This window comes from Clostridium sp. AF19-22AC, assembly GCF_003479085.1.
GTDB classification, from domain to species: domain Bacteria; phylum Bacillota; class Clostridia; order Lachnospirales; family Lachnospiraceae; genus Faecalicatena_A; species Faecalicatena_A orotica.
The window spans coordinates 119,046-142,973 of sequence record NZ_QUGN01000005.1 but is presented as its reverse complement, the minus strand read 5'-3'; the positions used below and the strand labels follow the sequence as shown (position 1 = coordinate 142,973).

The following is a 23,928-nucleotide window of genomic DNA, read 5'->3' as shown; positions in this document are numbered from 1 at the left end:
ATAAATTCTATAAGGAAGGTAATGAAAATGAGTCCAAAATATAATCCCTACGAAAATATGCTCTCTGTTGTAAGCAATGCTGCAGATATCCTTGGTTATGTGCCCAGTGATTACGAGGCAATCAAATATCCGGAACGCGAACTCAAAGTTGCCGTGCCTGTTCGCATGGATGACGGAAGCGTCAGAGTCTTTGAAGGTTTCCGCGTACAGCATTCCACGTCCCGAGGTCCCGCAAAGGGAGGTATCCGTTATCATCAGAATGTGGACCTCGACGAAGTAAAGGCTCTCGCAGCGTGGATGACTTTCAAATGTGCTGTCGTAAATATTCCTTACGGCGGCGGAAAAGGCGGAATCATTTGTGATCCAACAAAACTCTCAGAATCAGAGCTTCGAAGCCTGACAAGACGTTTCACAGCCATGATCGCCCCCATCATCGGACCGGACCAGGATATTCCGGCACCTGATGTTGGCACAAATGCAAACGTCATGGGCTGGATCATGGATACTTACAGCATGTTAAAGGGCCACTGCGTCCCGGGAGTTGTTACCGGGAAACCAATCGCACTCGGAGGCGCACTCGGAAGAAACGAAGCAACCGGGCGCGGCGTCATGATTACCACTTTGAATATCCTGAAGGCACACGTATTCTCTCCAGAAAATTCCACGGTTGCAATACAGGGAATGGGAAATGTCGGAAGCGTATCCGCAAAACTTCTTTACGAACAAGGACTGAAAGTGGCCGCTGTCAGCGATGTTTCAGGCGCTCTCTACGATCCCGACGGACTCGATATCCCGTCTATCTTAGAGTACCTTTCGCAAAAGCGTGGAAACCTTCTCGAAGGATATGACGCTGGCAATGCAAAATGGATCACCAACGCAGAATTGCTTGAGCTTCCTGTTGACGTGCTCATTCCAGCGGCACTTGAGAACCAGATTAACGCCTCCAATGCCGACAAAATTCAGGCAAAGATCATTGTAGAAGCTGCCAATGGCCCTACAACGATTGATGCTGATAAGATTCTTGACAAGAGAGGAATCGTTATCGTCCCAGATATCCTTTCTAATGCAGGAGGTGTTGTTGTTTCCTACTTTGAATGGGTTCAAAATATCCAGTCTATTTCATGGAGCGAAGAACATGTAAACGAACAATTGAAAGATATTATGGATCAGGCTTTTCAGTCCGTATGGGACATCGCAAAAGATAAAGATGTTTCCCTTCGCACCGGCGCATATCTTATTGCAGTAAAGCGTGTAGTCGACGCTAAAAATATGCGTGGAATCTGGCCTTAAGAACAAAAAAAGAGGTATGGACGCTCTCCCCTGAGAGCCCATGCCCCTTTTTCTGCCAAAAACAAATCCCCACGCGGGGATGACATCACAATATGATATATATGACTAACAAAGCTGCACTTATAATGATGAACGGCTTCTGAACCTTATTCGCCAATACATTCAGTTTCGGATTATTCACAAAAAACAGTATCAGATAGATACATGAACAAATCAGCGCGACAGCCAGCACAATATTCTTAAGCATTCTTTTTTCCTCCCAATTTATCTTACGTTGCTACATACCTGTAACACATTATAATCCATTTGAACAAATAAATCCACTTATAATTTATTCCTGTTGACTATCCAATCCGGCAGGGATAGTATTTGCCTTAACAATGTAGTAAGATATTTAACATGAGATAACAATTAGAAACAAGGAGGATAAGAGTATGAACCGGGAATTTTTACTGAATCAGTGGGTCAGCATACTACACTGTAATATCTGCCTCGTAAACAGAGATTATAAGATTGAAAAGTGTTTCGGAGATCTGGCACCAGAGTCGAATCCACTTTACACGAACGCTCCATTTCTGAAATATCTGGCCAGCCATGAAAGTAAGGAATACCCGGTTATTTACTGTGAGTTCGATTCCGTAGTTTATGCCGTAATGGATATGGAAAATTTGAAATTAATCATTGGCCCGGTCAGTATCTTAAAGCCAGCCAGAGAGCTTGATGCTTTTATGGTGAAAGCCCATTCTGTAAGCAGCAAAGCAGGGCATCAGACTGCATATTGTGAGATCAAAGTGTTCAGCGCCGGAATACTGGCAATCTATCATTATCTGACAGGAAGAGAACTCTCCTTTGATGAATTGTGGGAGAAAAATAACCTTCATGGGCCGAAAATAGGAGAGGCAAGGGAAAGTGTGCAAAAAGTGATTTTTTCCCATCAGGAACGGGAGATGCCCCATAATCCTTATGATCAGGAACAAAGAGAACTGGACAGTATCCGCCGCGGTGATAAAGAAATGCTAAGACGCAGCCTGCTGGAAACATACCGGGGCGAAGTAGGCCAGCTGTCACTTAATGAAGTTCGTCAGGCTAAAAACATAGCCATCTGTGTCCTTACTCTGGCCTCCAGGGCGGCCATTGAGGGAGGTATGCTGCCGGAAGAAGCATTTTCAATGGTTGACGGGTTTATACTAAAAATCGAGGAGATGTCGAATATTGCCGCGATTGAGACAGTAATGCGAAAAGCAGAGTATGAATTTGCGGAACAGGTGGAACGGGTCCACACGCAAAAAGAGAAGAATCCACTGATCGAAAAGACAAAGAATTATATCTTTCAAAATCTCCACAGTGACATCAGGATCGGCGAAATCGGGCATAAGGCAGGTGTTTCACCGGCCTATCTTTCTGATTTGTTCCGGCGGGTCGAGGGGATCACGATACAGCAATATATACGCAGAGAAAAGGTACGTCTCGCCGAAAACCTGCTCCGCTATTCGGAATATGAAGTGAAGGATATCGCGTCTTATTTATCCTTTTGTTCCCAAAGCCACCTTGGGCGGGTATTTAAGGAAGAGACAGGGATGACACCAACAAAATACAGAGCAAAGTATGGCGCTTCTAAAAATAGCTAAAATTCATGATATTCAGCTAAAATTCATGATATATCATCTAACCTTCTTGTACTATTATAAGATCATAAAACAGGTTACTGCTCACGGCCATAGGCCAAGTATAGCAGCTACAATAGTTCAGGAGGAAAAGTATGAAAGAACTTCTATTTGGCACCGCATATTATGATGAGTATATGCCCTGCGAGAGGCTGGACAAAGATGTTGAAATGATGAAAAAGGCCGGTATTAATGTGGTAAGGATAGCGGAATCCACATGGAGCACATGTGAGCCACAGGAAGGGGCATTCGATTTTACACATGTAGAACGGGTAATGGATGTCATGGAACAGGCCGGAATTTCCGTTATTATCGGAACACCAACATATGCAGTTCCAACATGGATGGTAAAATCCTATCCGGACGTTATCGCCACCACGGTAAACGGCAGGGGGCTTTACGGAGCCCGGCAGATTATGGATATTACCCACCCGGTCTACCTGTACTTTGCCGAAAGAGTCATCCGGGAGCTAATGAAACATACCGCACACAGGAAATGTGTCATCGGCTATCAAATTGACAATGAAACAAAGTATTATGGGACAGCCGGAAATAATGTGCAGGAGAGATTTGTCAAATACATCCGGCACAAGTTTCACGATGATCTGGACGCGATGAACACCGAGTTTGGGCTGGATTACTGGAGCAACCGCATCAACGCGTGGGAGGATTTTCCGGATGTACGCGGAACCGTCAACGGCAGTCTCGGTGCCGAATTTGAAAAATTCCAGAGAACGCTGGTAGATGAATTTCTGGGATGGCAGACGGATATTGTAAATGAGTACCGCAGAAAGGATCAGTTCCTTACCCATAATTTTGATTTCGAATGGCGCGGATATTCCTTTGGAGTTCAGCCGGATGTCAATCATTATCAAGCGTCAAAATGCCTTACCGTTGCAGGAGCGGATATCTATCATCCCTCACAGGATGGACTGACCGGCACCGAGATTGCCTTTGGCGGCGATATGACCAGATCACTAAAACAAGACAATTATCTGGTATTAGAGACAGAGGCCCAGGGATTCCCGGGCTGGACCCCCTATAAGGGACAGCTCCGTCTGCAGGCCTACAGCCACATAGCTTCCGGGGCTAACAGTGTCATGTACTGGCACTGGCATTCCATTCATAACTCCTTCGAAACGTATTGGAAAGGACTCTTAAGTCATGATTTCGAAGAAAATGAGACTTACAGGGAGGCCTGTGTCATCGGGAAAGAATTCAGGGAAATCGGAAGCCATCTGGTAAACCTGAAAAAGAAAAACAAGACTGCGATCCTTGTCAGCAATGAGGCACTGACCGCTTTAAAATGGTTCGGGATAGAAGCCTCCGCTGCGGGCCCGGGAAACACATGGTATAACGATGTGGTCCGCTGGCTCTATGATGCACTTTACGATATGAATGTGGAGTGCGATTTCATCTGGCCTGAATCAGATAACTTCGGCCAGTACCAGTTGATTCTTGTGCCCGCACTTTATGCGGCGCCGGATGAACTGTTGAAGAAATTAGACCGGTATGTGAAAAACGGCGGCAGTATGGTCACCACGTTTAAGACGGCCTTTGCCAATGAGAATCTGAAAGTAAACTACGATGTCCAGCCGCATATTTTAAAAGACTGTCTCGGAGTCCGTTACCATCAGTTCACATTTCCGAAAAATGTCGGACTCGCGGGAAGAATTACAGATCACGAACACGACACAGAGGCAAAGGTATTCATGGAACTGTTAATATCAGAAGGCGCAGAAGTTATGGCTTCTTATGAACATTATAACTGGGGGCAGTATGCGGCAGTAACAAAGAACCATTACGGAAACGGAACCGCATATTATATCGGCTGCATGACGGCGCAGGGTGTATTGGAGAATCTGCTCACAGATGCACTTAAGAATGCAGGAATTCCAAGTTTATCCGAGAAAAAATTCCCCCTTATTGTTCGTCAGGGTATCAATGATTTTGGAAAAAATGTGTACTTTTATTTTAACTATTCAGCAGAAAAACAAGTTGTAACACATGAATTTTCAGACAGCACAGACCTTTTGACCAAAGAAGAAGTCCGGACAGGGGACACCATTTCTATTCCGGCCTGGGGTGTGAAGATTCTGGAAGGATAATAAAACGGACAGCGCATCTTTAAAGTAGAAATTTAGAAACAGTATCGGGGAGTGTTTTTTCATTCCCCGATAGATTCTGCATACATCTCATACATATACTCTTGTCGTTCTTCACTTGATCCCCTATTCTGCCTCCCGCCAGAACAGCTCGTTTGCAGAAGTCCCAATTTTTTCATAACCTTTCGGCTTGCGGCATTCTCTGTATCGCAATACGCAACAAAATGGCAAATATTTAATCTTTCTTTCGCAAAATTCATAACTGCAGCCGCCGCTTCACTCCCATATCCACAATTATGATATGCCGGATTTAATATCCAGCCAAGTTCCGCTGTGTCCCGCTTTTCATTCAGATATATGCTGACAGCTCCGATATGTATCTTATTCATCAGTATAGCAAATTCATAAAAAAGAGGTTCTGGCTGCTGCCATTCTTTTTCACACGCTATGAGAAATTCCCTGGTTTCATCTAATGTCTCTTTCGGCATATGCACCATATATTTCGTATTTTCGATATCTGAAGCATATACATGTGTCGTCTCAAGGTATTCTGTCCCAAGCGGACACAAAATTAATCTATTTGTCTTAATTTTCATTGTTAACTCCATTATGTCAGCGTTTGTGTAATAATGCGGATTTTCCTGTTCTGTACACAGGTAGTTGATATACTACAAGCTATGACTATTTAATACGTTCGGCATATATTTCCGCATTTATATGCCATTCTCCATCATCTTTTACAGTAATATTCTGCCAATGAAATTTATTATCCTCAATCTTGACGAAAACCCATTTTCTTTTTTCATCGCCCGTGTATGTAAGAACAATCATTTCTCCTTCTTTTCTTGCTTCAAGCCGTATTATCTTTCCCGTATAACCATAAGCTACATCCCATGCATGAGTATTCGGATTGTAGATACGAAGTGATGTTCCGTATTCATAATCCGGCAGAATGATAACATCCTGTACTGCCATACCTTCAAGGACCCATGAAAAATGCCATTCCCCCTTAATTGGACATGGATTGTTACTTTCAATATAATTGATTTCCCAACTGCCTATAAACTTCCCAAAATAATCAAATTCTTCTGGCAGGGCATCATTCTTCTTTTCACTTATCAGCGCTTCTAAAAATTCCCTCATATGACAATCCTCCTGCTGCAATAGGTAATCCCTATTACCATTCAAATTATTCTTTTAGATAAAGCGGGATTTGTTTCAAGCATTGAAATACATATCATAAACAATATATCCCTTTATATTTTTCAATGCTCCAGCATAAGTTTCTTGACACATCATACAGCGTGGCTCTTTCATCGGTATCCCACTTGTTGGAAAAAGGTTAAACTCTGAAGATGTTTTAAATCCAATGTGATTATAAAAATGATAATCGCCCTCAACTGTAATCCCTTTATAACCCGCATTTCTAACTTTTTCAATGCCCTGGGTAATCATTGCAGAGCCAATTCCCCGATGCAAGTAGTCTGCATGAACGGCTACGGGTGCAAGCATAACGATATTTTTTTCTTCCCTATCATCAATATGTACTCCATTTGGTGTTGCAGATATTGGAAATCTGGAAAAAAGAAAATGACCTACTAATTTGCCATCTAGTTCAGCAACAAATGATAATTCGGGAATATAATATTCCGAGTCACGTATTTCTTCTATTAGAGCAATAATATCTGTTCCATCCGAATAATCGGTTCCTTCATTAAATGAACGTAAAATCAGTGAAATAATTTCTTTATAATCTTTGTGTGTTTCTCGTCGTATTATTATATCATTTCTCAACGATTTGCTCCCTTTCTATATTCTTAGTAATTTCATCTCACACTTTAAGACACAAACCCCAAATTACATTATTTTAATATTTGATTTAATTCTTCTAATGATAACCCTCTAATCAGTATATTATTATCTTTTTCATCAATAACAAACTTCATAAGTTTATTTATTGCCTCATAATAATCTATATCTCCTAAAACTCCATTATTCGTTGTGCTGACAAGCATTAGTTTCCACTCATTAACTTCTGTATTATTAACTTTATACAATGATTTTGGATTTTTAGGAAAAGAAGTTAAAGTGTCTTCTGTTAGTGCAAAGGCACCAAATGGCTTATTATCTTTTCCATTGTAAAAGTTTGGATTTCCTATATACGCATTTTCCCAATTATTAGTCTCTTTTTTCTTAAACTTATCAAATAATCCCATAATCAATCCCCTTCTTAAATTCAAGTTTTTAGACATACTGAGATTTATCAGATCCACCTTATACTTTATTTGATGCGCACAAACGGTTCGTTTACTTCCTTACTCAACAAATCCGTATATGCCTGTGGTTTCCGATACGCATTGCCCCAGGTTTCAGTTTTTCTATAAGCCCTGATTTGATCCAAATCAAATTCAGCGATTAAAATCTGTTCCGAAACATCGGTTGCCTCGATGATAGTGTTATCAAGATAGCTGCCATCTTTATCAAATACAATTGGGGAAAAGGCACAGGACTGCCCCCAGTTATCCGCAGGATAGTTCGCCATAGCAACGCCTGTCATATTTTCAAAAGCTCTCGAACTAAGTTGATTCTTCCTTGCCGGATTTATGTCACAGGCATTGGGGACAAGAATAATCTCCGCACCTTTTAGCATAAGCACCCTTGCACTTTCCGGAAATTCTCTATCGTAACAAATCATTACGCCAATCTGTACCCCGTCAAATTCACAAACTTTAAATTCATCTCCATTTTGAAGTAATTTTTCCAATGAAAAATCACAAGTATGCACCTTGGCATACTCTAAAATGACTTCGCCATTTCTATCAATAATAATTGCCGTGTTTTGTGGCTTTGATGTGGTTTTAGAGAGATATGTGGCACAAATACCAATATGTAGTTCCTTTGCAATATTTTTCAACTCTTGAACATATTCACTTTCAATTTCTACAGCATCTTCTAACCATAAGGCACGTTCTTTATCAAAGCCAGTACGAAGTGGATTATCAAAAGCATCCTCAAATGGCGGTGCATATCCATTGGACCACATTTCCGGGAATAGAACAAGGTCTGCCCCCATATGCGAGGCTTCTAAAACATATTGGATTGCTAATTGCAAATTAGCATTTTTGTCATTCGCCACTGCTTTTTGCTGTACCAGTGCAATCTTTAATCTGTCCATGCTTCCTCCGCAAATAGTCATACTTACAAATTCCGGTTTTTTAACTTAATAGACTGTTTCAATCTTCTACGTAAATATTGATATCTTTTGTATTATTGATACTAATAACAGGTTTCCCTGAACCTGATTCAAACCTGTTCTGTTTCAGTATGCTCTGCGGACCATTTACTGTACCGTCTTGAACCGTGTTTAGATCCATTCTGACATTATCCGGTAATTTATCAAAATAAACAGAGACCTCCCGAAATGCATTTGCTTCGGAACCCTCAAGTGTAATATTGTGATCCAATTGATCCGCCTCCAGGTCAAGAACTAAAACTGATTTGTTGGCGTGTACTAACACATCTGAATTTAATGTTTCAAAATGAATTTGACCAAATTCCCCTGTTGTTTCAATTTTTTCAAATTCTTTCCGAGGTATGTAAATAACGAAAGAGCCAAGAACATTATTATCGGCCTCAGGATCTTCCATCCAAATGTCTATGTCAAGCGTATCATCATTCTTCTCATAACGAACTTCATATTTATGATCCTTGTTCAAGTCTGCATTATTAAATTCAAAATATTTATTTACACCTTGTTTTACGATAATAGATTTGGCATTCCCGCTCAGATTAACATGACCAATATCTTCAGCCGAAATATTATCATATACTTGTTTCTCATCTTCTTTACCCGTAAAATTCAGAGTGTTTTTCTCTTGCTTACAGGAAATACATAAAAATGCACAAAAAATACTTAAACATAGAAAACATATTGCTTTTATTTTTCCCATTATGTCCCCCCTTGATTTCTGATCAGATACGTTATGCTATACATACGGAAATAAATCATCAATATTTCTTTTGTGTTTGCCTCATTTCATTCACAAATAGGACAAGGCATAATATATGTTACCATTTTGGGAAAAGAGTTCCCTAAAAATAAGGAAACAAACGGATAGAACAAATAGAATGACAATAATACTATTTGTAACATATTTGGCTTCTTAATCACATCATTTCTGTTATTCCAGCTTTCAAATAAAAACAAAGCTCCACACAATAAATATAGTGGGAATGCAAAATATTTTTGAATAGGCTCTGTTCCATACCATGCAAAAAAACGATACCTAATAGTTTCCGATAACAGTTCAAAATGCCCTTGCGTCCATTCCATTACCTCTACAACTTCAAATCTATAACCTCCACCATATAGTATCTTTTCTGGCATATTCTTTGAAACCGCATCTTATTAGAATTCTTTGCGATGAAGCACCATCAACATCTGTTTCAGCTATAATATGATTTACTTCATCCTGCTTCAAAGCCCAATTACAAAACGACTGAACCGTTTCTGTCATATAACCTTTATGCTCAAAATCCCGCCCTAAGCCATAACCTATTTCAACTTCTCCATCACTGTTAGGAACATCTTTAAAATCAATTGATCCAACCACACAATGATCCGACTTTTTAACAACAAACCAAAAAGTGTGCCATAGGTAATTTACTGGGTCTTTTTGAACCTTTTCTACTTGTCCGCATACAATTTCACGAAACAATCCCTCCATAGGTTCCGCCTTATATGAGCATAGTAGTTCCTTTTCAAGCTTTCTAATGTTATACGTCCATAGTTCAAGCTGCTCTGGGGTAAGTGCAATAATATTAAGTCGCTCTGTTTCGATTCTCATTATTCTATCCCTTCAGATTATTCAGAGCATCTGGATTATTTGAGAAAATCATTCCAACCGTTTCACACGTTTCCATGTCGGGGCAGTCACCGCATGTCGTCACACCTTTTTTCAATGCGCACTGACGAACACCGCAAAAATTATCACAAAATACAGTTTTTGCTCCATCAGCACGACACCCCTCACAGTTGATATGTTCAGGCAGAATGGGCGCATCATTTAACTCAGCCCAAAGTTTTGCAGTTTTCTCACGCAATGCCTGGTCATCGTTGATCGTTGCAATATATGCATCACATTTTTCACAGTCCAATCCACAGTATGCAATCTTATTCTTCATAATTATGTACCTCCTACAATTTTAATTTTTGAATTAAGCTTTCTTCCATATCATTTGAAATTCCATCTGACCCGTTTCTTTTTCAATGTTCCTTTGGGATATTTGAAAACCCTGCTTTTCATAAAATCTAACTGCATTCTTATTTTGTTCATATACATTCAAAACAAGTTCTGACTTAAAACTCTGCAAAAAGTGAATAAGTTTCCTGCCGATACCTTTTGATTGAAACTCTTCTTTCATAAAAATTCCTGCAATATAATTTTCTGCTAATCCTACAAATCCTTTTATTACACCATCTTCAAACACATATACTTCTACAGAGGATATGGCAGTTCGCACATCTTCAAAGTGGTTGTGCCAATACTCTTCGGGTATGAAATTGTGAGCGCTTATATTGGTGCTCAGCCAAATATTCATTATCGTGTTAAGGTCGTTTTCGGTTGCTTTTCTTATCATATCACTTCCTCTGCAAATTTAATTTTTCCAGACAAACTGGGATTCGTCATCTATTTTTTGCACTTTCAGATATTTTCTGTTATTGAATATGGGGATTATATTCTTTCATTTCGTCACCTCATCTTACTTATTATCTTACCATTTCTTTTAGCTAATATCACTATAAATTATTTTATTATCCAATATCCATCTTACGCTTTTTTATTTCTTCAGACTCTTCGTCATCCACTTCCTGAACCTGTGCTTCACCAGTTCCCGAAAGTGCTTCAAGCACTCTGCGTATCTCATTCTGTGCTACGGGACCTGACGTCAGGGACAGGCTCACCATTAGGATGAGAAATAATTTATATATTTTTTTCTTCAATCATATTCCTCCAATTCAATCTCTGCTTTTGCATAAAAAAGGACGCATTTATCCTTTATCCATGATTTGAAAAGGAATTGATTCAATTATCCAGACGTACCTTCTGGTTAATTAATGTCCATCCATCAGGTAATAATATAAATAGGGTTGAAAAGAAAAACAGAAAGGCAATTATAAGAAAAAGAAACAGACTGATTCCCTTTGGGATAGCTGCAATTACAGGGGGTGTACATATATTTTTAGATATAGTTTCTCCATCCCCATTAATAGCATTACTTTCTGAAATTGTCCATGTCTCAATTCCAGTTGTCTTATCTAATAATTCATAAGGATTATTAGAACTACAAAAGAACACATTCATCGTTAAGCACATAGCAAAAAGAAGCATAATGAAAGTGACTTCAATGCGGGATAGATGGTTTTTCCTCTTATTTATTTCCATTATAATTCCCTTCTTTATCTATTACTGCAATCAATGTGTTCTACTTAGGACACCATATAAATTAGGCTTTGCAATGTTATGAATTATTTTAATATACTATCAAGAATTGAGATATCGTGCTTGTCTTTATCTCTTAATTCATAGCCTGAATGAAAGATTTTTTGCCCCTTTAAAGATATACATGGAATTGTCTTTCCTTCAAAAACAGCTTTACCAAAAAAGTCTTTGTCAAACTCATACCAGCCACCTTCTAAATCTGCTTGTCTTGAAGTTCCGTCTTCATTCAAAACAAATGGGTGTATATCTAAATATCCATACTTTTCACTATAAAGCTCAATTCTAACAGGTTTCCAGTCAGTATCTACTTTATATCCATATTCAATAAGCAGGTCTAACAATTTTTCTGTGTGTTGAGCATCAAAATTTATATCAATATCTCTATGAACCCTTGTTTGTTTTCCTGCCAATATATCAACACCCCATCCACCATCAATCCAATATACTATACCTGTATTTTCCATCATATTGATGACAGCTAGTAAATCTTCTTTAGTTGTTATTTCTTTTTTGTCCATTCCATTCTCCCCTTTAGAGCTTCAATATTTTCAGTATAACTATACAGCATAACCAAGAATGTACTTAACAGTACGCCTCCGACAATGTCTGTCATCCAATGTACACCTGACACCAGTCTTCCTATCACCATAAATATTATAAATAATGAAATAATAACAGTTACTACGTTTTTCACTACAGGTTTGTTAATTCTCTTTCTCAGCTGCATAATAGCCGTCGGCATCACACATAACACAAGTAATGTCGTTGACGAAGGGTAGGATGCCTCTAATCTTCCCGCAATAAGAACAGGTCTATAATTGATTACAAACACTTCAAATAGAATGTAGACTGCCATAACAAGAATATAAAACACACCTAAAATAAGAATGTCAGAATCCACTTTAAAGAGACTCCTTCGTTTTATTAACTGAGCCAATCCGAGTAAGCCAAAACCTAATACAAATACGGCCGGAACAAGTCCCAGCCAGTCTGTAACTTCGTAAAGCCACATGTGAACACCCGTAAAATCGTGAAAGGCTCCGTTCAAGCTGGCAAATCCTACAATAGATTTTTGTGGACCGATAGCCTGCAGATCAAACTTAGTGACTGCAAGGGTCCATAATAAAAATGCAATTAACGCCGTCAATGTGATACACAAATTTGTTTTCTTGTACTTGTTCATCTTAATACTTCCTCTTTTCGTTTTGATATTTGGCTGTCTGCCTGAAAACATCCTAACGAAAGCAATGAAAATATTAAAGAATTGGACTGTCACATCAACGATACGCTTCGTGTCATGCCCATTTTATAAGCATTATTGACTTAATAATCAAAAATAAGAATGTTAAGACTGCAGCATATGGTTCTGTGCTCATTATAAAAAACATAGTTAGTAAAATACTAAGTAAGAGGGATATCTTTGACTTATTCTGTAGCCAAATACGATTATTGCAATTCTGTAATGCCAAAGTAAGAAATCCCCAAAGCACAATAGAAATCAGCCCTATCATATATGGAACTTTAATATATGGTTCACACTCTGTATAGTTTATAAGAGACACTTCTTCGATTACACCACCTCTTTCCTGACCAAAAAAAGGTAAAAAGAAGAACATAATCAAACTGCAATCCAATGTGCCAAAAACAATGTCTTTTAATTTATGAACTTTAGTCTTAAGTTCCGTCTCAGCAGCATCTAATATTTCTTCACCCGAAAGCAAATCATCCAGTGATACTGAAAAAAACTTTGATATAGCCCTTAATGAATCAATATTGGGATAACCTTTTCCAGACTCCCATTTAGATATTGCTGTTCTCGAAACATATAATTCATTTGCAAGCTCTTCTTGCGTCATTCCTCTGTTTTTCCTAAGCTCCTGCAATTTTTCATTAAACTCCAATGGGGTTGTCTCCTTCACAAATTCAATTTTTCCAGTCTAATAAAACCGGGATATGTATCATAACTATAAATCTATTTCATTCCCCAGATGCCAACCTGCATATTAGATATCCATAATATCTCTACAACTCTGAATTTACAGTCACGAAGCAATTTTAAATGCTCTGTTAAAGTAATGGGGAAATAGTTCTGGTTGTAACGGCTTATATGCTCATCACTTTCTGCAGCCGTTTTCCCTTGTTCCATCTGATATAATTTCCATTTTTCCAAATATATATTTTTCCCCAACTCGCTAAATGGTGCAAAATTTTCAAAACTTATAAATATACCATTTTCTCTCAATGACTGGTAACAGTTCTGAACAGCTTTCCTGCGCTCTTCTTTCTGCAAATAGTGATTTACCTGTATTGCAGTTATGACATCATACTCATTAGAATTTGTTAATTCCTGAATATCACATAGGATAAATTCTGTATTTGGATAGGGAAATCGTTCTTTTGCAATTTCAAGCATTTCAGATGAACAATCGCAAAAAGTGAATTTCTCAACTTCAATATTTTTAAAAGCTATTTCAGCCATTTTACCAGTCCCACATCCTACATCAAGCCAATGTAATGCATTGAGATTGCATGACTTAACTAAATCAATTACCTGTTGGTAAAATTCATCATAATATGGAAGTGTCTGTTTGATTTTCATATCATATTCTTTTGAAGTAAAAGCAGATATATTTTCACTCAATGATAAGGCCTCCTAGTATTCTATCTTCTCCTGACACTCACTACATTCTCTATCATGAATAGAGATAATGCCTCCGCATTTTGGACAAGTATATTTCTCTTTCTGATTTTTCATAAACACCTCCAGCCCGTTGTTTCGAACAAATTCACTATTTTCCATAAGGCTTGCCTGATATCTCTTGTTGTAACTTTTCTCAAGGTTTTTAATCATTTTGCATGGATAGTCCGTACACTCGAAGCAATATGAGTATCCTTTCACTTTCATACAGTCTTTTATTTTACATTTACGGCAGTGCTCAGGTTTGCCTTCATCACTATTCAGACAACCCATACATGGCTTTTTATGATAACAGTGTTTATAACATACTTTACAGTTCATCCCACAAGGGGCAAACATAATAGTGTCAATACACTCATCTGGCATTTTCATTCGATTCTCCCTTCGTGTCACATATTGAACCTGATTGCATCACTTGTTCTAAAAATCCAACGCCATACTTCCTTTCCATAACCTTACCCCTTCTTTGTCCTTTTTATCAAAATGAAGGCAAGAATGGAAACAACCACATATCCAATGATGGCAATTACAGATGCCTCAATGCCAAAATCTCCTCCTGTTATAAAAAATGATTTGCTGTCCAGCACATAGTTAAACAGGGAATATCTATTTGGTTCCACACCGATATGCAGAATACCGCCGACAATTATTATATTCCACAGGCTGTGTACAATTGCGCTGTTCCAAATATTACCGCTTTCGTATGTAATGAAAGAAAACATAATACCGACAATAGTGCCTGCCGCCAAAAGCTGAAAGATACTGATAAAATCCAGATCTGCCCCTATAAGATGGGATAAAGCGAAGATAACAGATGGAATGATAACCGCGGCGTATTTATTCCAGCGCCGCTCTAAAGCAGTCATCAGAACCCCTCTGAAGATTATCTCTTCTACAATTCCGGCAGCCGCACCATAAAAAATTACAGCATCTGTTACTGTATAACAAATCTCACCTGTGTCCATAGGCGTGATTTCCCATTTTCCGGCCATAAGAAAATATACTCCGGCGATTAAAACAGGTAAGATGACTGCTGAAATACACCAGACCGGCTTCACAGACAGTTTTGTTATCCTGCATGCCCCCACAGGTAGATGAATTACTTTCTTACATATGACCGAAACACAGAGAAACGCAAAGACAATATATAATACCCCTGAAACAGCACTTCCTACTGCATCAGGTAATCCAATTACTGTAACAGCCTGACCGATTAATACAGCGGCAAGCTGTGATATGATAAGAGAAACATAAGCCAATACTACAGTTGCTATGGCTTGTTTTGTAGTTACTTTTGCAGGTGTACTAAATAGTTTATCCATCTTTTACTGCTCCTTGCAGATTCTGATCCGGTATTATATCTTCAATTCTCACATTAGAAGTCTCATCTACCGGTTTAAAATAATAAAATGTGATATCTTCCCCGATTTCCCATTTTGAAAAATCCAGACCTGATTTTGAACAGTCCAATACCAGCTCATCAGATGAAAAATCATCGGTTTCCTGATTCAGCCTTACCGTCATTGTTTTATCAGTATCCTCTTTAGCCACTATTTGTGCATAAGAATGATATAAGTGGTCATACTCACCACCTGTTCTGAGATCATCCCGGGCACCATCCGTTCCGTCCCGGAAGCCCCAGTTTATCACAATCCACCCTGTAATTACAATGAATATTGCAGCAATGATTAACGCGATTCTTTTCTTCATACGCCTTGTCCTCTGAAGCTCCTAAAAAGCTCCATGAATGTAATCTCACAAGTATCCTGAACAAAATCCTTGATATTAGTATACTGAACCAGTATCAAAATATCAAGGATTGACTGGTTGTACACCAGACGATGGTTGACGTTCGTCTATCAGAGCTATAGAATGTAATTAAATACTACAAATATTTATGAAAGGGGATGTTTCTATGAAAAAAGGTACTATCTTTCTGTTTGGTCTGGTTTTAATCTTGATTATGTCTGTCGTACTTACCGGCTGTTCCAGTAATAAATCTGTCGATAGTGGGCAGACCGGGGATTCCTCTGACAAGGCACAAAGTAATGCTGCAAATTCTTCCGAAACTCCGTCTCCAGAACCCCCAGAACTACAGCCCGAAGAAAATCCTCCTTCACAAAATACAGATGATTCTATAGAATTATCCGGTTATATGAATGAAGAGAGCCTGCCATCTATGGTTCAGGAATTGGGACTTACGAAAGCAGAAGGTGAACAGTTTGGAGAATTAGGCGAACGATTTGAGGGGAACGGTATTTCCGTAGAATGGCAGCCTTCGTCCGGGACCAATCCCTCTATTCCCATCACAGTCCAATGCTCGAATAATTATAGTGTAAGCATGCAGGGTGTATCTTGCGGAAATTCTTATGAAGACACAAAATCCAGTCTTCTTCAGAACTGCTGGCGGGCCGTTGGAACAGATACCAAGCACCCTAATTCATTTTTAATGGAAACAGATAATAATGAAAGGTTCCTGATATCACTGACACTGGATAGTTCAGACTGCGTAAGTGAATGGGATTGGTGTAACTGGCCGCAGGGGAATCTGGTTGTACAATAGGAAGATAATACAAAGAGTTTATAAAGTACTAAGGCCAGTGGCTGCTATTTTATGGTTCTTGCATTGAGCCGCCCACTATTGGACGGCTCTTGTTAATATCCCCTCTCCGCAAATATCTTTTTCGTAGTAAAAACAGCATTCAATACTCTCGGAAATCCCGTATATGGGATACATTGTAAAAATGTCTCTATGACCTTCTGCGGCGGGATGCCTACATTTAAAGCCCCATTGATATGAACCTCCAGCTGCGGTTCGCAGCCCCCTAAAGTAAGCAGGCTGGTAATTGTAATCAGTTCTCTCTCCTGCATACTCATTTCTTTTCTTGTGTAAATATCTCCAAATGCAAATTCAACTATGAATTTACCCAGATCCGGTGAGATGTCCTCCAGTGACCGAATGACAGCCTCACCGCCTGCACCGTCAATTTCTTTTAACCGTTTCATTCCATTTTCATATCTCGTTTCTTTCATTTGATTTTACCTCCTTAAACGATTACAATATAAGCATATTTCTTAGACTATACTGTAAGTCAAGAGCTTTTTAGGAGGTGGGTATAACTTATGACAATAGGTGAATTATCAAAGGTGACAAATATCAGCGAATATACGCTGCGATATTATGAGAAGAAGGGATTGATCCGCGTAAGCCGTGATCCTATAGGCAGGCGCTGCTACGAGCAGGGCGATATAGAATGGGTAAAATTTATCCAAAGGTTAAAAGATACCGGCATGCTTCTGAGAGATATCGAAAAATATTCAAAGCTTCGATATGAAGGGGCAGCTACCATGCCGGAAAGGTTAGAGATGCTTCAGGAGCACAGGTTGTATGTTCTTGAACAGCAGAAGAAATGGGCTGAATATCTGGATAATCTGGATTGTAAGATCGAGTTCTATAAAAACAGTATTCCTGATTAGTACACTATCAGTATCTTCTTTATCCCTTTCTTATCTTGCGAAATATATTTCTTATCTTGTCATTTCATTGACGTTTTCCTTTTCTATTTGTAAACTAAAACAAAGGAGGAAATCATCATGGATGCAAAATTTCTATCTCGGCTTTCTATATACAAAGGGGACTATGACTGTCTTTTCCGTACTCCCAAGAATGAGCTACACTCAGGACTGCATTATCATGATTTTTATGAAATTGTAGTCTATTTGGGTAACGCCGGAGTATTCAAGATTAACAATGAGGAATACCTCATCCGCAGGGGGGATATTGCGCTCATAAATATGTTTGACCCCCATACGCTTGTCTATAACCCGAATACACACTATGAAAGATTCAGTATCAGCATTGATCCCAGCCTTCTCCTTTCATTTAATACTCCCGATTCTAACTTATTAGATATTTTTTCGAGGGATAATTGCAATTACCCAATTATACATGTGGACGATGGCTGCTTCGACAAATATCTTGCCGTCCTTCACCAGTTCAGGGATACAAAACTGGCACATGGAAATGATATTTTTGAAAAAGCACTTCTTCATCAGATAGCATCTTATCTTTTCAGTGACTGCTATGACGGCATTCATTTTGATAACGCGGAGTCGAGGCGGGTTTCTATGGTCGCAGAGCTTGTAGATTTCATTAATGCCCATCTAAATGAAGACTTGTCACTGGAGCGTCTGGCACATGAAGTAAATTACAGTGAGTATTACATTTGTCGTATTTTCAAAAAAATTACAAATTACACACTGACTAATTACATCATTGAAAAAAGAATTTCAAAAGCCGCTTATTTTTTAAAAGGTGATCTTCCAATCAGCAAAGTTGCTGAAAATGTAGGATTTAACAATTACAGCTATTTTTATAAGACCTTTAGAAAGATGATGGGAACAAGTCCTGTAGATTACAGGGCGTCTCATACAGAAGAAATTTGATTATATTTATTTCTAAAAAGCCCTTCACCCTGAAAAACAGGGGAAGGGTTTTTAGCATCTGACATTTAGTTACACTATTATCTTTTAAAGATTTACAAGGAACATACAAAATTCAGGTACAAATGAAACAAGTAAGATTACTCCAAATACCGCAGCAATCAGCGGCCAGCCTTCTTTCAAATATTCCTTAATCGATACCTTTGTTACTCCCATTACTGCAAATAACATGACCCCAAACGGAGGTGTAATTCCCCCGATCGTGTCCATCAGGCAAAGTATTATACCAAAGTGAACCACATCAATGCCAAGTGCGGTTGCTACCGGAAGCAGAAGCGGCGGCAGGATAACCAGTGCAGCAGCCGTGTCTAAAAACATACCAAGCACGAGCATGAACAGCATAATGATTAAGATGAAAACATACTTGTTAGATGATATTGCAGCTAATGCGCCTGCCGCCTTCTGGGGAATCCCTTCCCATACCATATATCTGGAAAACAGAGATGCGGAAGATAAAATCAGCACTACGCTTGCTGTACTGTTAACAGATTCTACAATTACCCTTTTCATGTGCTTTGGTTTCAGCTTCTTATAGACCAGAGCTCCGACAAATATAGAATAAACGACCGTAATCGCCGCACATTCTGTCGGGGTAAACCATCCAAGCCGCATACCCATGATAATTCCAAGAGGCATTAAAAGCGCCCAAATGGATTTACCAAGCTGATGCAGGAACTCCTTTGGTGTAGCCTTCTGTTCCCGGGATGGTTTGAGCCCACGCCTTTTTGAAACCACATAATTTGTAATCATCAGCGCTGCGCAGATCATAATCCCCGGGATGTACCCTGCCATAAACATATCTCCGATGGAACAGCCTGCAGCTGTCGCATAGATGATCAGTGCAATTCCTGGCGGTATAATCGGTGTAATACAGGAAGATGCAGCTGTTATTGCGGATGCATATCCTTTGGAGTACCCTCTTTTTTCCATCTCAGGGACCAGCATCTTTGCCTCAAATGCGGCATCTGCACAGGAAGAACCGGATATACCACCCATAAAGGTCGATAGCAGGCAGTTTGTAGCACCCAGTCCTCCCCTGAACCTTCCTGTCAGCAATTCACAGAAGTCCATCAGATTTTCCGATACTCCGCCATATCCCATAATTGTCCCGGCAGTAATAAAGAACGGAACTGCCAGCATGGTGAAGCTTTCTGCCTGTGTAAGAAGAGACGACACCATTGTAAACATCGTCACTCCGTCACACATAAATGTGAAATATATAAAGCTGGCTATCAGCATTGCAAATGCCACGGGAACTCCGAGGAAAAACAATACAAAAACAATTAAAATTGGTATAAGATTTGGCATTATTGTTCTCCTCCTTTGTCTTCTTTCACTTTTTGATATTCCAGACTGGCCTGAACCTGATCCTCTAATGCATCCACATTATAAATTTCTTTATAAATGGGTGCTTCATGGAAATAATCCTTTTTTGTAAATACATTCTTAAGGAACATGACTGAATGTAACAGCATCAGTCCAAATCCCAGTACAAGTGCAAAAGCCTCCACCGAATATGGAATTTTTAAAAGCTGTGTTTTTCTGGTCCATGAAGACATACAGAAGCCAATGCTGAGTACAAAACACATCGCATTCGCTATCAGCAGAACCGCTGTGGAAAAGACTGCGCAGACTGCCTGCAGTTTTTCCGGAAATGCCCGTACAACAAGATCTATAGCACTGTGCCCGAAACGTTTATATAATGCACTTGAACCCATAAAAATGATGTATGCATAGCATATATAGGCAATTTCATCAGCCCATGTAAAACTCATATGAAGAAAAAGCCGGCAGAACACATTCATAACTACAAGAACTGTCATAATGCCCAAGGCTGTCCCTGTTACTATTTCTTCTATATTTGACAGTATTTTTCTCAAATTTATTCACCCCCATCAGCCTTTATCCGGGACAGTATCCCCTCACTATTAGATCACAGAAGATACCGCCCTTTCACAATACATGGCAGTATATTGTTTTTTACTTGTTCCTGATATCAGCTAATGTTGACTGGCATCTTTCAACGAGGTCATCAGACCAACCTTTATATGTATCATAAATACTTGCCGATGCTTCTTTAAATGCATCGATATCAACATTATCATTTATGATTACGCCATCTTCTTTCATCGTCTGAACTGCTTCCTCTTCTTCGGCAGATATTTCTTCAAATGTCCAGTCATCAAACTCTTTGGCCTTTTTAATAAGCAGCTCCTGCATGTCCTCATCCAGTCCTTCAAACACACTATTGTTCATGACGATACCATTTGCGGCATACATATGGTGCGTCAGGTTCAGATAGTCACAGACCTCCTGAAAACTTGCGGTCAGCATTGACGGAACAGGATTTTCAACTGCATCGCATACGCCCTGGCTTAATGCGGTATAAACCTCGGAAAAAGATACTGTTGTGGCATTTGTTTTCCATGCATCTGCCATAGCGACCCACATCGTAGTTGTTGGAACACGAAATTTCATATTCTTCATGTCGGACGGGGTATGTATCTCTTTCATTGACATAATGTCACGTGCTCCATAGTATCCGCCCATATTATCCAAGCATTTCATCCCTGCTTCGGCGCATCCATCAGACAGCTCCTGTCCCAAATCCGACCATGCAAATTCTTTAATTTCATCTGCACTTTCAAAAAAATAAGGTGTTACAAGGATTGAATAATCGGCATAATAATCCTCCATCTTGGCAGGATCCACATAATCTAGCATCTGTGCGCCATTATAAATCTGGTCACAGATCTCATCATCATCCCCCAACTGGGAATCTGGATAGCACTCAATCACAAGCCTGCCATCAGATTCTTCTGACACTTCATCGCAAAATCTCTGTATACATTCTGCTGTCGCAGTACCTGAAGGAACTGTGTGGGCAAATTTTAATGTAACCTTACCTTTTGATCCATTCGAATCTGATGTTTCCTTTTTTGTTGAACTGCCGCAGGCTGTCATTGTCCCTGCTAATACAACAGCCAATACTGCTGCCAATATTCTTTTTTTCATATTCTTTCCTCCTGTTTTTTTCTATTATTTACAGCTTTCTCTTGGTATTCGTATAATATCATTTTATATAATCTGAAACCATTCATATTCTTGCGTATGACTTTTCTTATCTTGTCATTTTATTTTTTTTAATTTGATTTCATCTTCTTTTGTATCTCTCACCGATTATATAAGGACAAAAAAAGAAATGTCCGGCCGGACATTTCTTTTTTATTACACACATTAGAAGCGAAGGCTGTATTGTTTTACAGCCTTTCCTTCTCAAGAAATTTCGCAACTCCGTCTTCATTACAATCCGGAATGACTTCATTTACCATCTCTTTTATTTCCGGTAGTGCATTCTCAGGAGCATAACTTCTATCGGCTATTGTAATCATAGGTACATCATTATAGTTATCTCCGAATACGACGGTCTCATCGCACTGTACAATTTCCTTCAATTTAATCAGTGCATTCTGTTTGCTTGCATTAACACTGTAAATTTCCAGACAGTATAAACCATTATAGATATTCAGATAAAATGAATAATTAATTTCCTTAATCTCGTCCAGTTGTTGACAGATTGGTTTCAATTGTTCTATGCTTCCTGTATATGCGATATATACCACCTTATTCCTGTCGATGGCATGTGCAAAATCATCTACTTTACAAACTTCCGCACACTTTTTCAAAGCCTGCTCGCTGTAATACTGCGTCTGGCTTTTCAGCTCCTCAGAACCAAAAAAGATATGGATTCCATCACTATCATATGTATAAACAAAACAGGATAGCCCGTTTGCCTGAAAGATTTCTGTCACCTTCATGGCAGTACTGCCGTCTATACATTCTGCTGAAATAACCTTTTCTTCTTTAAAATCATATAAAAACACACCATTCGTCAAGATCCCGGGAGTCTTCAAATGAAGTTCTTTCAGACGATAATCACACCCATATGGCATTCTTGCAGTTGCTACTGTAAATAACGTCCCGTTTTCTATACATTGATTGATAATCTTCACAGAATACTCCGAAAGCTTCTTGCTTTTATTGAAAAGTGTTCCATCTAAATCAGAAACATATAATGTCTTCATTTCATTCCCCCTCTTGCGCCCTGAGGAATGCAAATGCTTCTTCATCCAGTCCCATCTGTGCTGCTGTTTCTTCCAACTGCTCTACAAGAGTCTCCGGCAGTAAAATCCCTTCCTTCAGGTTCTTCTGCTTGTTCATGTATTCAATCTCACCGGGATATTTAGCACTGTCAATATCTGCCCGTACCGGCAATCTTTTAATCTCTTCAATATATTTTTCTGCATCCTCATGGAACTGGTGCAAATTACGAAATGCACTGATATTGATGCAGCCAAAGCTCTGGCTGGAAAGTTCCGGGGTATCCGGCAAATCCTGGTCATTCACATCCGGGGACAGCACTCCGCCCGAGAGCAGTGTTGCAAACAGCTCAACAATAAACGCAACTCCAAAGCCTTTATGTTCCGCCATCGGAACAAGCATACCATACTGTGCCAGATCTGTAGTAGGGTTCCCGTCTTTATCTAAAAGCCATCCCTCGGGAATCGGCTTTCCTGCAAGTGCATATGCCTTTGCTTTTCCGAATGCAGCCGCGCTTGTAGCCATATCCACACAGACTTCCGGATACTTTTCCCCTGCTGCAAATGCAAAAGAAAACGGATTATTCCCGATAAATGGAATCGTCACACCTGGAGGTGCCATAGAGGGATCTGTATTCGAGCATGCAAAGCCGATACAGTCATCCCCGGCTAATTTCATTGCCCAGTGTCCTGCCATACCAAAATGATTGCTGTTTTTCACGGAAACTATAGAAATCAGGTTCGTTTTTGCTTTTTCCCTCGCAATTTCCACTGCCTTTTCACCCGCAATCGCCCCCAGTCCGCCCTGTGCGTCGATAACTGCCGTATTCGGGGTTTCTGAAACTACCGGATACTTACTTTCTACGGATGCGCCCCTGCCGTTAATTTTCTCAATATATGGTTTCATACGCAATACGCCATGACTGCTGACGCCTCTTACGTCTGCATGTACCAGAAGTTCTGCAATAGATGCCGCATCCTTCTCCTTTAACCCGGTCTTTGAAAAGACCTCTCTTGTAAATGTTTTAAGCTGCCCTGCTGTTACCCTGTAGTTTTTCATGCTCC

The 23,928-nt window shown here is 39.4% G+C and carries 32 protein-coding genes; 6 read left to right on the top strand and 26 right to left on the bottom strand.

Features of this window, described 5'->3' with window-relative positions:
• Positions 1 to 27 precede the first annotated feature (27 nt).
• Complete coding sequence (locus DWX43_RS07940) at positions 28 to 1,290, top strand: Glu/Leu/Phe/Val dehydrogenase (protein ID WP_118619945.1); 1,263 nt, start codon at positions 28 to 30, stop codon at positions 1,288 to 1,290.
• An 85-nt stretch (positions 1,291 to 1,375) separates the two neighbouring features.
• Here the strand turns inward: DWX43_RS07940 and DWX43_RS26915 are convergent, their stop codons facing one another.
• The gene (locus tag DWX43_RS26915; RefSeq protein ID WP_181368624.1) at positions 1,376 to 1,537 is read right to left on the bottom strand and encodes a hypothetical protein; all 162 of its coding nucleotides are present in this window, start codon (positions 1,535 to 1,537) and stop codon (positions 1,376 to 1,378) included.
• A gap of 187 nt (positions 1,538 to 1,724) precedes the next feature.
• Here DWX43_RS26915 and DWX43_RS07935 point away from each other — a divergent pair, with 187 nt between their 5' ends.
• Together DWX43_RS07935 and DWX43_RS07930 are read left to right on the top strand one after the other, a co-directional pair.
• Complete coding sequence (locus tag DWX43_RS07935) at positions 1,725 to 2,918, top strand: AraC family transcriptional regulator (protein WP_118619944.1); 1,194 nt, start codon at positions 1,725 to 1,727, stop codon at positions 2,916 to 2,918.
• A gap of 131 nt (positions 2,919 to 3,049) precedes the next feature.
• Entirely contained in the window at positions 3,050 to 5,062 is a 2,013-nt protein-coding gene (locus DWX43_RS07930) for a beta-galactosidase (protein WP_118619943.1), read from the top strand.
• Positions 5,063 to 5,121: 59 nt separating this feature from the next.
• On the opposite strand, the gene DWX43_RS07925 is transcribed toward DWX43_RS07930, so the two are convergent.
• The 19 genes from DWX43_RS07925 to DWX43_RS07835 form a co-directional block, all read right to left on the bottom strand.
• Entirely contained in the window at positions 5,122 to 5,655 is a 534-nt protein-coding gene (locus tag DWX43_RS07925; protein ID WP_182440649.1) for a GNAT family N-acetyltransferase, read from the bottom strand.
• A gap of 85 nt (positions 5,656 to 5,740) precedes the next feature.
• Positions 5,741 to 6,202 (bottom strand): hypothetical protein, encoded by a 462-nt coding sequence (locus tag DWX43_RS07920; protein WP_118619941.1) that lies wholly within the window; start codon positions 6,200 to 6,202, stop codon positions 5,741 to 5,743.
• A 75-nt stretch (positions 6,203 to 6,277) separates the two neighbouring features.
• Entirely contained in the window at positions 6,278 to 6,853 is a 576-nt protein-coding gene (locus DWX43_RS07915; RefSeq protein ID WP_118619940.1) for an N-acetyltransferase, read from the bottom strand.
• A gap of 68 nt (positions 6,854 to 6,921) precedes the next feature.
• On the bottom strand, positions 6,922 to 7,275 hold the full coding sequence (locus DWX43_RS07910; protein WP_109730598.1) for a DUF4299 family protein: 354 nt from the start codon (positions 7,273 to 7,275) through the stop codon (positions 6,922 to 6,924).
• Between the two features lie 65 nt (positions 7,276 to 7,340).
• The gene (locus tag DWX43_RS07905; protein WP_118619938.1) at positions 7,341 to 8,234 is read right to left on the bottom strand and encodes a carbon-nitrogen hydrolase family protein; all 894 of its coding nucleotides are present in this window, start codon (positions 8,232 to 8,234) and stop codon (positions 7,341 to 7,343) included.
• Positions 8,235 to 8,292: 58 nt separating this feature from the next.
• Entirely contained in the window at positions 8,293 to 9,009 is a 717-nt protein-coding gene (locus DWX43_RS07900; protein ID WP_118619937.1) for a hypothetical protein, read from the bottom strand.
• Between the two features lie 86 nt (positions 9,010 to 9,095).
• On the bottom strand, positions 9,096 to 9,392 hold the full coding sequence (locus DWX43_RS27305; protein WP_243099279.1) for a DUF6064 family protein: 297 nt from the start codon (positions 9,390 to 9,392) through the stop codon (positions 9,096 to 9,098).
• Between the two features lie 19 nt (positions 9,393 to 9,411).
• Positions 9,412 to 9,906 (bottom strand): GNAT family N-acetyltransferase, encoded by a 495-nt coding sequence (locus tag DWX43_RS07890; protein WP_109730602.1) that lies wholly within the window; start codon positions 9,904 to 9,906, stop codon positions 9,412 to 9,414.
• Between the two features lie 4 nt (positions 9,907 to 9,910).
• The gene (locus tag DWX43_RS07885; protein WP_109730603.1) at positions 9,911 to 10,243 is read right to left on the bottom strand and encodes a DUF3795 domain-containing protein; all 333 of its coding nucleotides are present in this window, start codon (positions 10,241 to 10,243) and stop codon (positions 9,911 to 9,913) included.
• A gap of 33 nt (positions 10,244 to 10,276) precedes the next feature.
• Complete coding sequence (locus tag DWX43_RS07880) at positions 10,277 to 10,699, bottom strand: GNAT family N-acetyltransferase (protein ID WP_118619936.1); 423 nt, start codon at positions 10,697 to 10,699, stop codon at positions 10,277 to 10,279.
• 175 nt (positions 10,700 to 10,874) lie between these two features.
• Positions 10,875 to 11,063 (bottom strand): hypothetical protein, encoded by a 189-nt coding sequence (locus DWX43_RS07875; protein ID WP_118619935.1) that lies wholly within the window; start codon positions 11,061 to 11,063, stop codon positions 10,875 to 10,877.
• Between the two features lie 82 nt (positions 11,064 to 11,145).
• Positions 11,146 to 11,505 carry a hypothetical protein gene (locus DWX43_RS07870; RefSeq protein ID WP_118619934.1) on the bottom strand — a complete coding sequence of 120 codons (360 nt, stop codon included), beginning with the start codon at positions 11,503 to 11,505 and terminating at the stop codon, positions 11,146 to 11,148.
• 83 nt (positions 11,506 to 11,588) lie between these two features.
• Entirely contained in the window at positions 11,589 to 12,080 is a 492-nt protein-coding gene (locus tag DWX43_RS07865; RefSeq protein ID WP_118619933.1) for an aminoglycoside adenylyltransferase, read from the bottom strand.
• Positions 12,062 to 12,745, bottom strand: a complete 684-nt coding sequence (locus DWX43_RS07860; RefSeq protein WP_118619932.1) for a phosphatase PAP2 family protein — start codon at positions 12,743 to 12,745, stop codon at positions 12,062 to 12,064. The genes DWX43_RS07865 and DWX43_RS07860 overlap by 19 nt, the downstream gene beginning before the upstream one ends.
• Before the next feature lie 112 nt (positions 12,746 to 12,857).
• Positions 12,858 to 13,463 carry a helix-turn-helix transcriptional regulator gene (locus DWX43_RS07855; protein ID WP_118619931.1) on the bottom strand — a complete coding sequence of 202 codons (606 nt, stop codon included), beginning with the start codon at positions 13,461 to 13,463 and terminating at the stop codon, positions 12,858 to 12,860.
• A 71-nt stretch (positions 13,464 to 13,534) separates the two neighbouring features.
• Positions 13,535 to 14,203 (bottom strand): class I SAM-dependent methyltransferase, encoded by a 669-nt coding sequence (locus DWX43_RS07850; RefSeq protein WP_118619930.1) that lies wholly within the window; start codon positions 14,201 to 14,203, stop codon positions 13,535 to 13,537.
• A 12-nt stretch (positions 14,204 to 14,215) separates the two neighbouring features.
• Complete coding sequence (locus tag DWX43_RS07845; protein ID WP_118619929.1) at positions 14,216 to 14,632, bottom strand: DUF3795 domain-containing protein; 417 nt, start codon at positions 14,630 to 14,632, stop codon at positions 14,216 to 14,218.
• An 83-nt stretch (positions 14,633 to 14,715) separates the two neighbouring features.
• Positions 14,716 to 15,582 (bottom strand): type II CAAX endopeptidase family protein, encoded by an 867-nt coding sequence (locus DWX43_RS07840; RefSeq protein ID WP_118619928.1) that lies wholly within the window; start codon positions 15,580 to 15,582, stop codon positions 14,716 to 14,718.
• Entirely contained in the window at positions 15,575 to 15,970 is a 396-nt protein-coding gene (locus DWX43_RS07835; RefSeq protein ID WP_118619927.1) for a hypothetical protein, read from the bottom strand. Before DWX43_RS07835 ends, DWX43_RS07840 begins: the two co-directional genes overlap by 8 nt.
• 205 nt (positions 15,971 to 16,175) lie before the next feature.
• On the opposite strand from DWX43_RS07835, the gene DWX43_RS07830 reads away from it, so the two are divergent.
• Complete coding sequence (locus DWX43_RS07830) at positions 16,176 to 16,823, top strand: hypothetical protein (protein WP_118619926.1); 648 nt, start codon at positions 16,176 to 16,178, stop codon at positions 16,821 to 16,823.
• Positions 16,824 to 16,915: 92 nt separating this feature from the next.
• Here the strand turns inward: DWX43_RS07830 and DWX43_RS07825 are convergent, their stop codons facing one another.
• Entirely contained in the window at positions 16,916 to 17,293 is a 378-nt protein-coding gene (locus DWX43_RS07825; protein WP_118619925.1) for a carboxymuconolactone decarboxylase family protein, read from the bottom strand.
• A 90-nt stretch (positions 17,294 to 17,383) separates the two neighbouring features.
• Between DWX43_RS07825 and DWX43_RS07820 the strand changes: the two genes are divergently transcribed.
• Positions 17,384 to 17,737: a MerR family transcriptional regulator gene (locus DWX43_RS07820; protein WP_118619924.1), complete on the top strand. Its 354-nt coding sequence runs from the start codon at positions 17,384 to 17,386 to the stop codon at positions 17,735 to 17,737.
• 117 nt (positions 17,738 to 17,854) lie between these two features.
• Positions 17,855 to 18,706, top strand: coding sequence for an AraC family transcriptional regulator (locus DWX43_RS07815; RefSeq protein ID WP_118619923.1), 852 nt, complete (start codon positions 17,855 to 17,857; stop codon positions 18,704 to 18,706).
• 84 nt (positions 18,707 to 18,790) lie between these two features.
• Here the strand turns inward: DWX43_RS07815 and DWX43_RS07810 are convergent, their stop codons facing one another.
• The 5 genes from DWX43_RS07810 to DWX43_RS07790 form a co-directional block, all read right to left on the bottom strand.
• Positions 18,791 to 20,071: a TRAP transporter large permease gene (locus tag DWX43_RS07810; RefSeq protein ID WP_118619921.1), complete on the bottom strand. Its 1,281-nt coding sequence runs from the start codon at positions 20,069 to 20,071 to the stop codon at positions 18,791 to 18,793.
• Positions 20,071 to 20,643, bottom strand: a complete 573-nt coding sequence (locus tag DWX43_RS07805; RefSeq protein WP_118619919.1) for a TRAP transporter small permease — start codon at positions 20,641 to 20,643, stop codon at positions 20,071 to 20,073. Before DWX43_RS07805 ends, DWX43_RS07810 begins: the two co-directional genes overlap by 1 nt.
• Positions 20,644 to 20,743: 100 nt before the next feature.
• Positions 20,744 to 21,778, bottom strand: coding sequence for a TRAP transporter substrate-binding protein (locus DWX43_RS07800; protein WP_118619917.1), 1,035 nt, complete (start codon positions 21,776 to 21,778; stop codon positions 20,744 to 20,746).
• Positions 21,779 to 22,023: 245 nt separating this feature from the next.
• Positions 22,024 to 22,848: an HAD family hydrolase gene (locus tag DWX43_RS07795; protein ID WP_118619915.1), complete on the bottom strand. Its 825-nt coding sequence runs from the start codon at positions 22,846 to 22,848 to the stop codon at positions 22,024 to 22,026.
• 1 nt (position 22,849) lies between these two features.
• Positions 22,850 to 23,923: an Ldh family oxidoreductase gene (locus DWX43_RS07790; RefSeq protein WP_118619913.1), complete on the bottom strand. Its 1,074-nt coding sequence runs from the start codon at positions 23,921 to 23,923 to the stop codon at positions 22,850 to 22,852.
• Positions 23,924 to 23,928 lie beyond the last annotated feature (5 nt).

Excerpts from the sequence above, each read along its gene's own strand:
- DWX43_RS07790 (WP_118619913.1), bottom strand. The coding sequence starts at position 23,923 with ATGAAAAACTACAGGGTAACAGCAGGGCAGCTTAAAACATTTACAAGA.
- DWX43_RS07880 (WP_118619936.1), bottom strand. The coding sequence starts at position 10,699 with ATGATAAGAAAAGCAACCGAAAACGACCTTAACACGATAATGAATATT.
- DWX43_RS07800 (WP_118619917.1), bottom strand. The coding sequence starts at position 21,778 with ATGAAAAAAAGAATATTGGCAGCAGTATTGGCTGTTGTATTAGCAGGG.
- DWX43_RS07830 (WP_118619926.1), top strand. The coding sequence starts at position 16,176 with ATGAAAAAAGGTACTATCTTTCTGTTTGGTCTGGTTTTAATCTTGATT.
- DWX43_RS07930 (WP_118619943.1), top strand. The coding sequence starts at position 3,050 with ATGAAAGAACTTCTATTTGGCACCGCATATTATGATGAGTATATGCCC.
- DWX43_RS07865 (WP_118619933.1), bottom strand. The coding sequence starts at position 12,080 with ATGGACAAAAAAGAAATAACAACTAAAGAAGATTTACTAGCTGTCATC.
- DWX43_RS07860 (WP_118619932.1), bottom strand. The coding sequence starts at position 12,745 with ATGAACAAGTACAAGAAAACAAATTTGTGTATCACATTGACGGCGTTA.
- DWX43_RS07940 (WP_118619945.1), top strand. The coding sequence starts at position 28 with ATGAGTCCAAAATATAATCCCTACGAAAATATGCTCTCTGTTGTAAGC.
- DWX43_RS07920 (WP_118619941.1), bottom strand. The coding sequence starts at position 6,202 with ATGAGGGAATTTTTAGAAGCGCTGATAAGTGAAAAGAAGAATGATGCC.
- DWX43_RS07935 (WP_118619944.1), top strand. The coding sequence starts at position 1,725 with ATGAACCGGGAATTTTTACTGAATCAGTGGGTCAGCATACTACACTGT.
- DWX43_RS07795 (WP_118619915.1), bottom strand. The coding sequence starts at position 22,848 with ATGAAGACATTATATGTTTCTGATTTAGATGGAACACTTTTCAATAAA.
- DWX43_RS07815 (WP_118619923.1), top strand. The coding sequence starts at position 17,855 with ATGGATGCAAAATTTCTATCTCGGCTTTCTATATACAAAGGGGACTAT.
- DWX43_RS07905 (WP_118619938.1), bottom strand. The coding sequence starts at position 8,234 with ATGGACAGATTAAAGATTGCACTGGTACAGCAAAAAGCAGTGGCGAAT.
- DWX43_RS07840 (WP_118619928.1), bottom strand. The coding sequence starts at position 15,582 with ATGGATAAACTATTTAGTACACCTGCAAAAGTAACTACAAAACAAGCC.
- DWX43_RS07925 (WP_182440649.1), bottom strand. The coding sequence starts at position 5,655 with ATGAAAATTAAGACAAATAGATTAATTTTGTGTCCGCTTGGGACAGAA.
- DWX43_RS07910 (WP_109730598.1), bottom strand. The coding sequence starts at position 7,275 with ATGGGATTATTTGATAAGTTTAAGAAAAAAGAGACTAATAATTGGGAA.
- DWX43_RS26915 (WP_181368624.1), bottom strand. The coding sequence starts at position 1,537 with ATGCTTAAGAATATTGTGCTGGCTGTCGCGCTGATTTGTTCATGTATC.
- DWX43_RS27305 (WP_243099279.1), bottom strand. The coding sequence starts at position 9,392 with ATGGAATGGACGCAAGGGCATTTTGAACTGTTATCGGAAACTATTAGG.
- DWX43_RS07810 (WP_118619921.1), bottom strand. The coding sequence starts at position 20,071 with ATGCCAAATCTTATACCAATTTTAATTGTTTTTGTATTGTTTTTCCTC.
- DWX43_RS07885 (WP_109730603.1), bottom strand. The coding sequence starts at position 10,243 with ATGAAGAATAAGATTGCATACTGTGGATTGGACTGTGAAAAATGTGAT.
- DWX43_RS07900 (WP_118619937.1), bottom strand. The coding sequence starts at position 9,009 with ATGGGAAAAATAAAAGCAATATGTTTTCTATGTTTAAGTATTTTTTGT.
- DWX43_RS07870 (WP_118619934.1), bottom strand. The coding sequence starts at position 11,505 with ATGGAAATAAATAAGAGGAAAAACCATCTATCCCGCATTGAAGTCACT.
- DWX43_RS07825 (WP_118619925.1), bottom strand. The coding sequence starts at position 17,293 with ATGAAAGAAACGAGATATGAAAATGGAATGAAACGGTTAAAAGAAATT.
- DWX43_RS07835 (WP_118619927.1), bottom strand. The coding sequence starts at position 15,970 with ATGAAGAAAAGAATCGCGTTAATCATTGCTGCAATATTCATTGTAATT.
- DWX43_RS07845 (WP_118619929.1), bottom strand. The coding sequence starts at position 14,632 with ATGAAAATGCCAGATGAGTGTATTGACACTATTATGTTTGCCCCTTGT.
- DWX43_RS07820 (WP_118619924.1), top strand. The coding sequence starts at position 17,384 with ATGACAATAGGTGAATTATCAAAGGTGACAAATATCAGCGAATATACG.
- DWX43_RS07890 (WP_109730602.1), bottom strand. The coding sequence starts at position 9,906 with ATGAGAATCGAAACAGAGCGACTTAATATTATTGCACTTACCCCAGAG.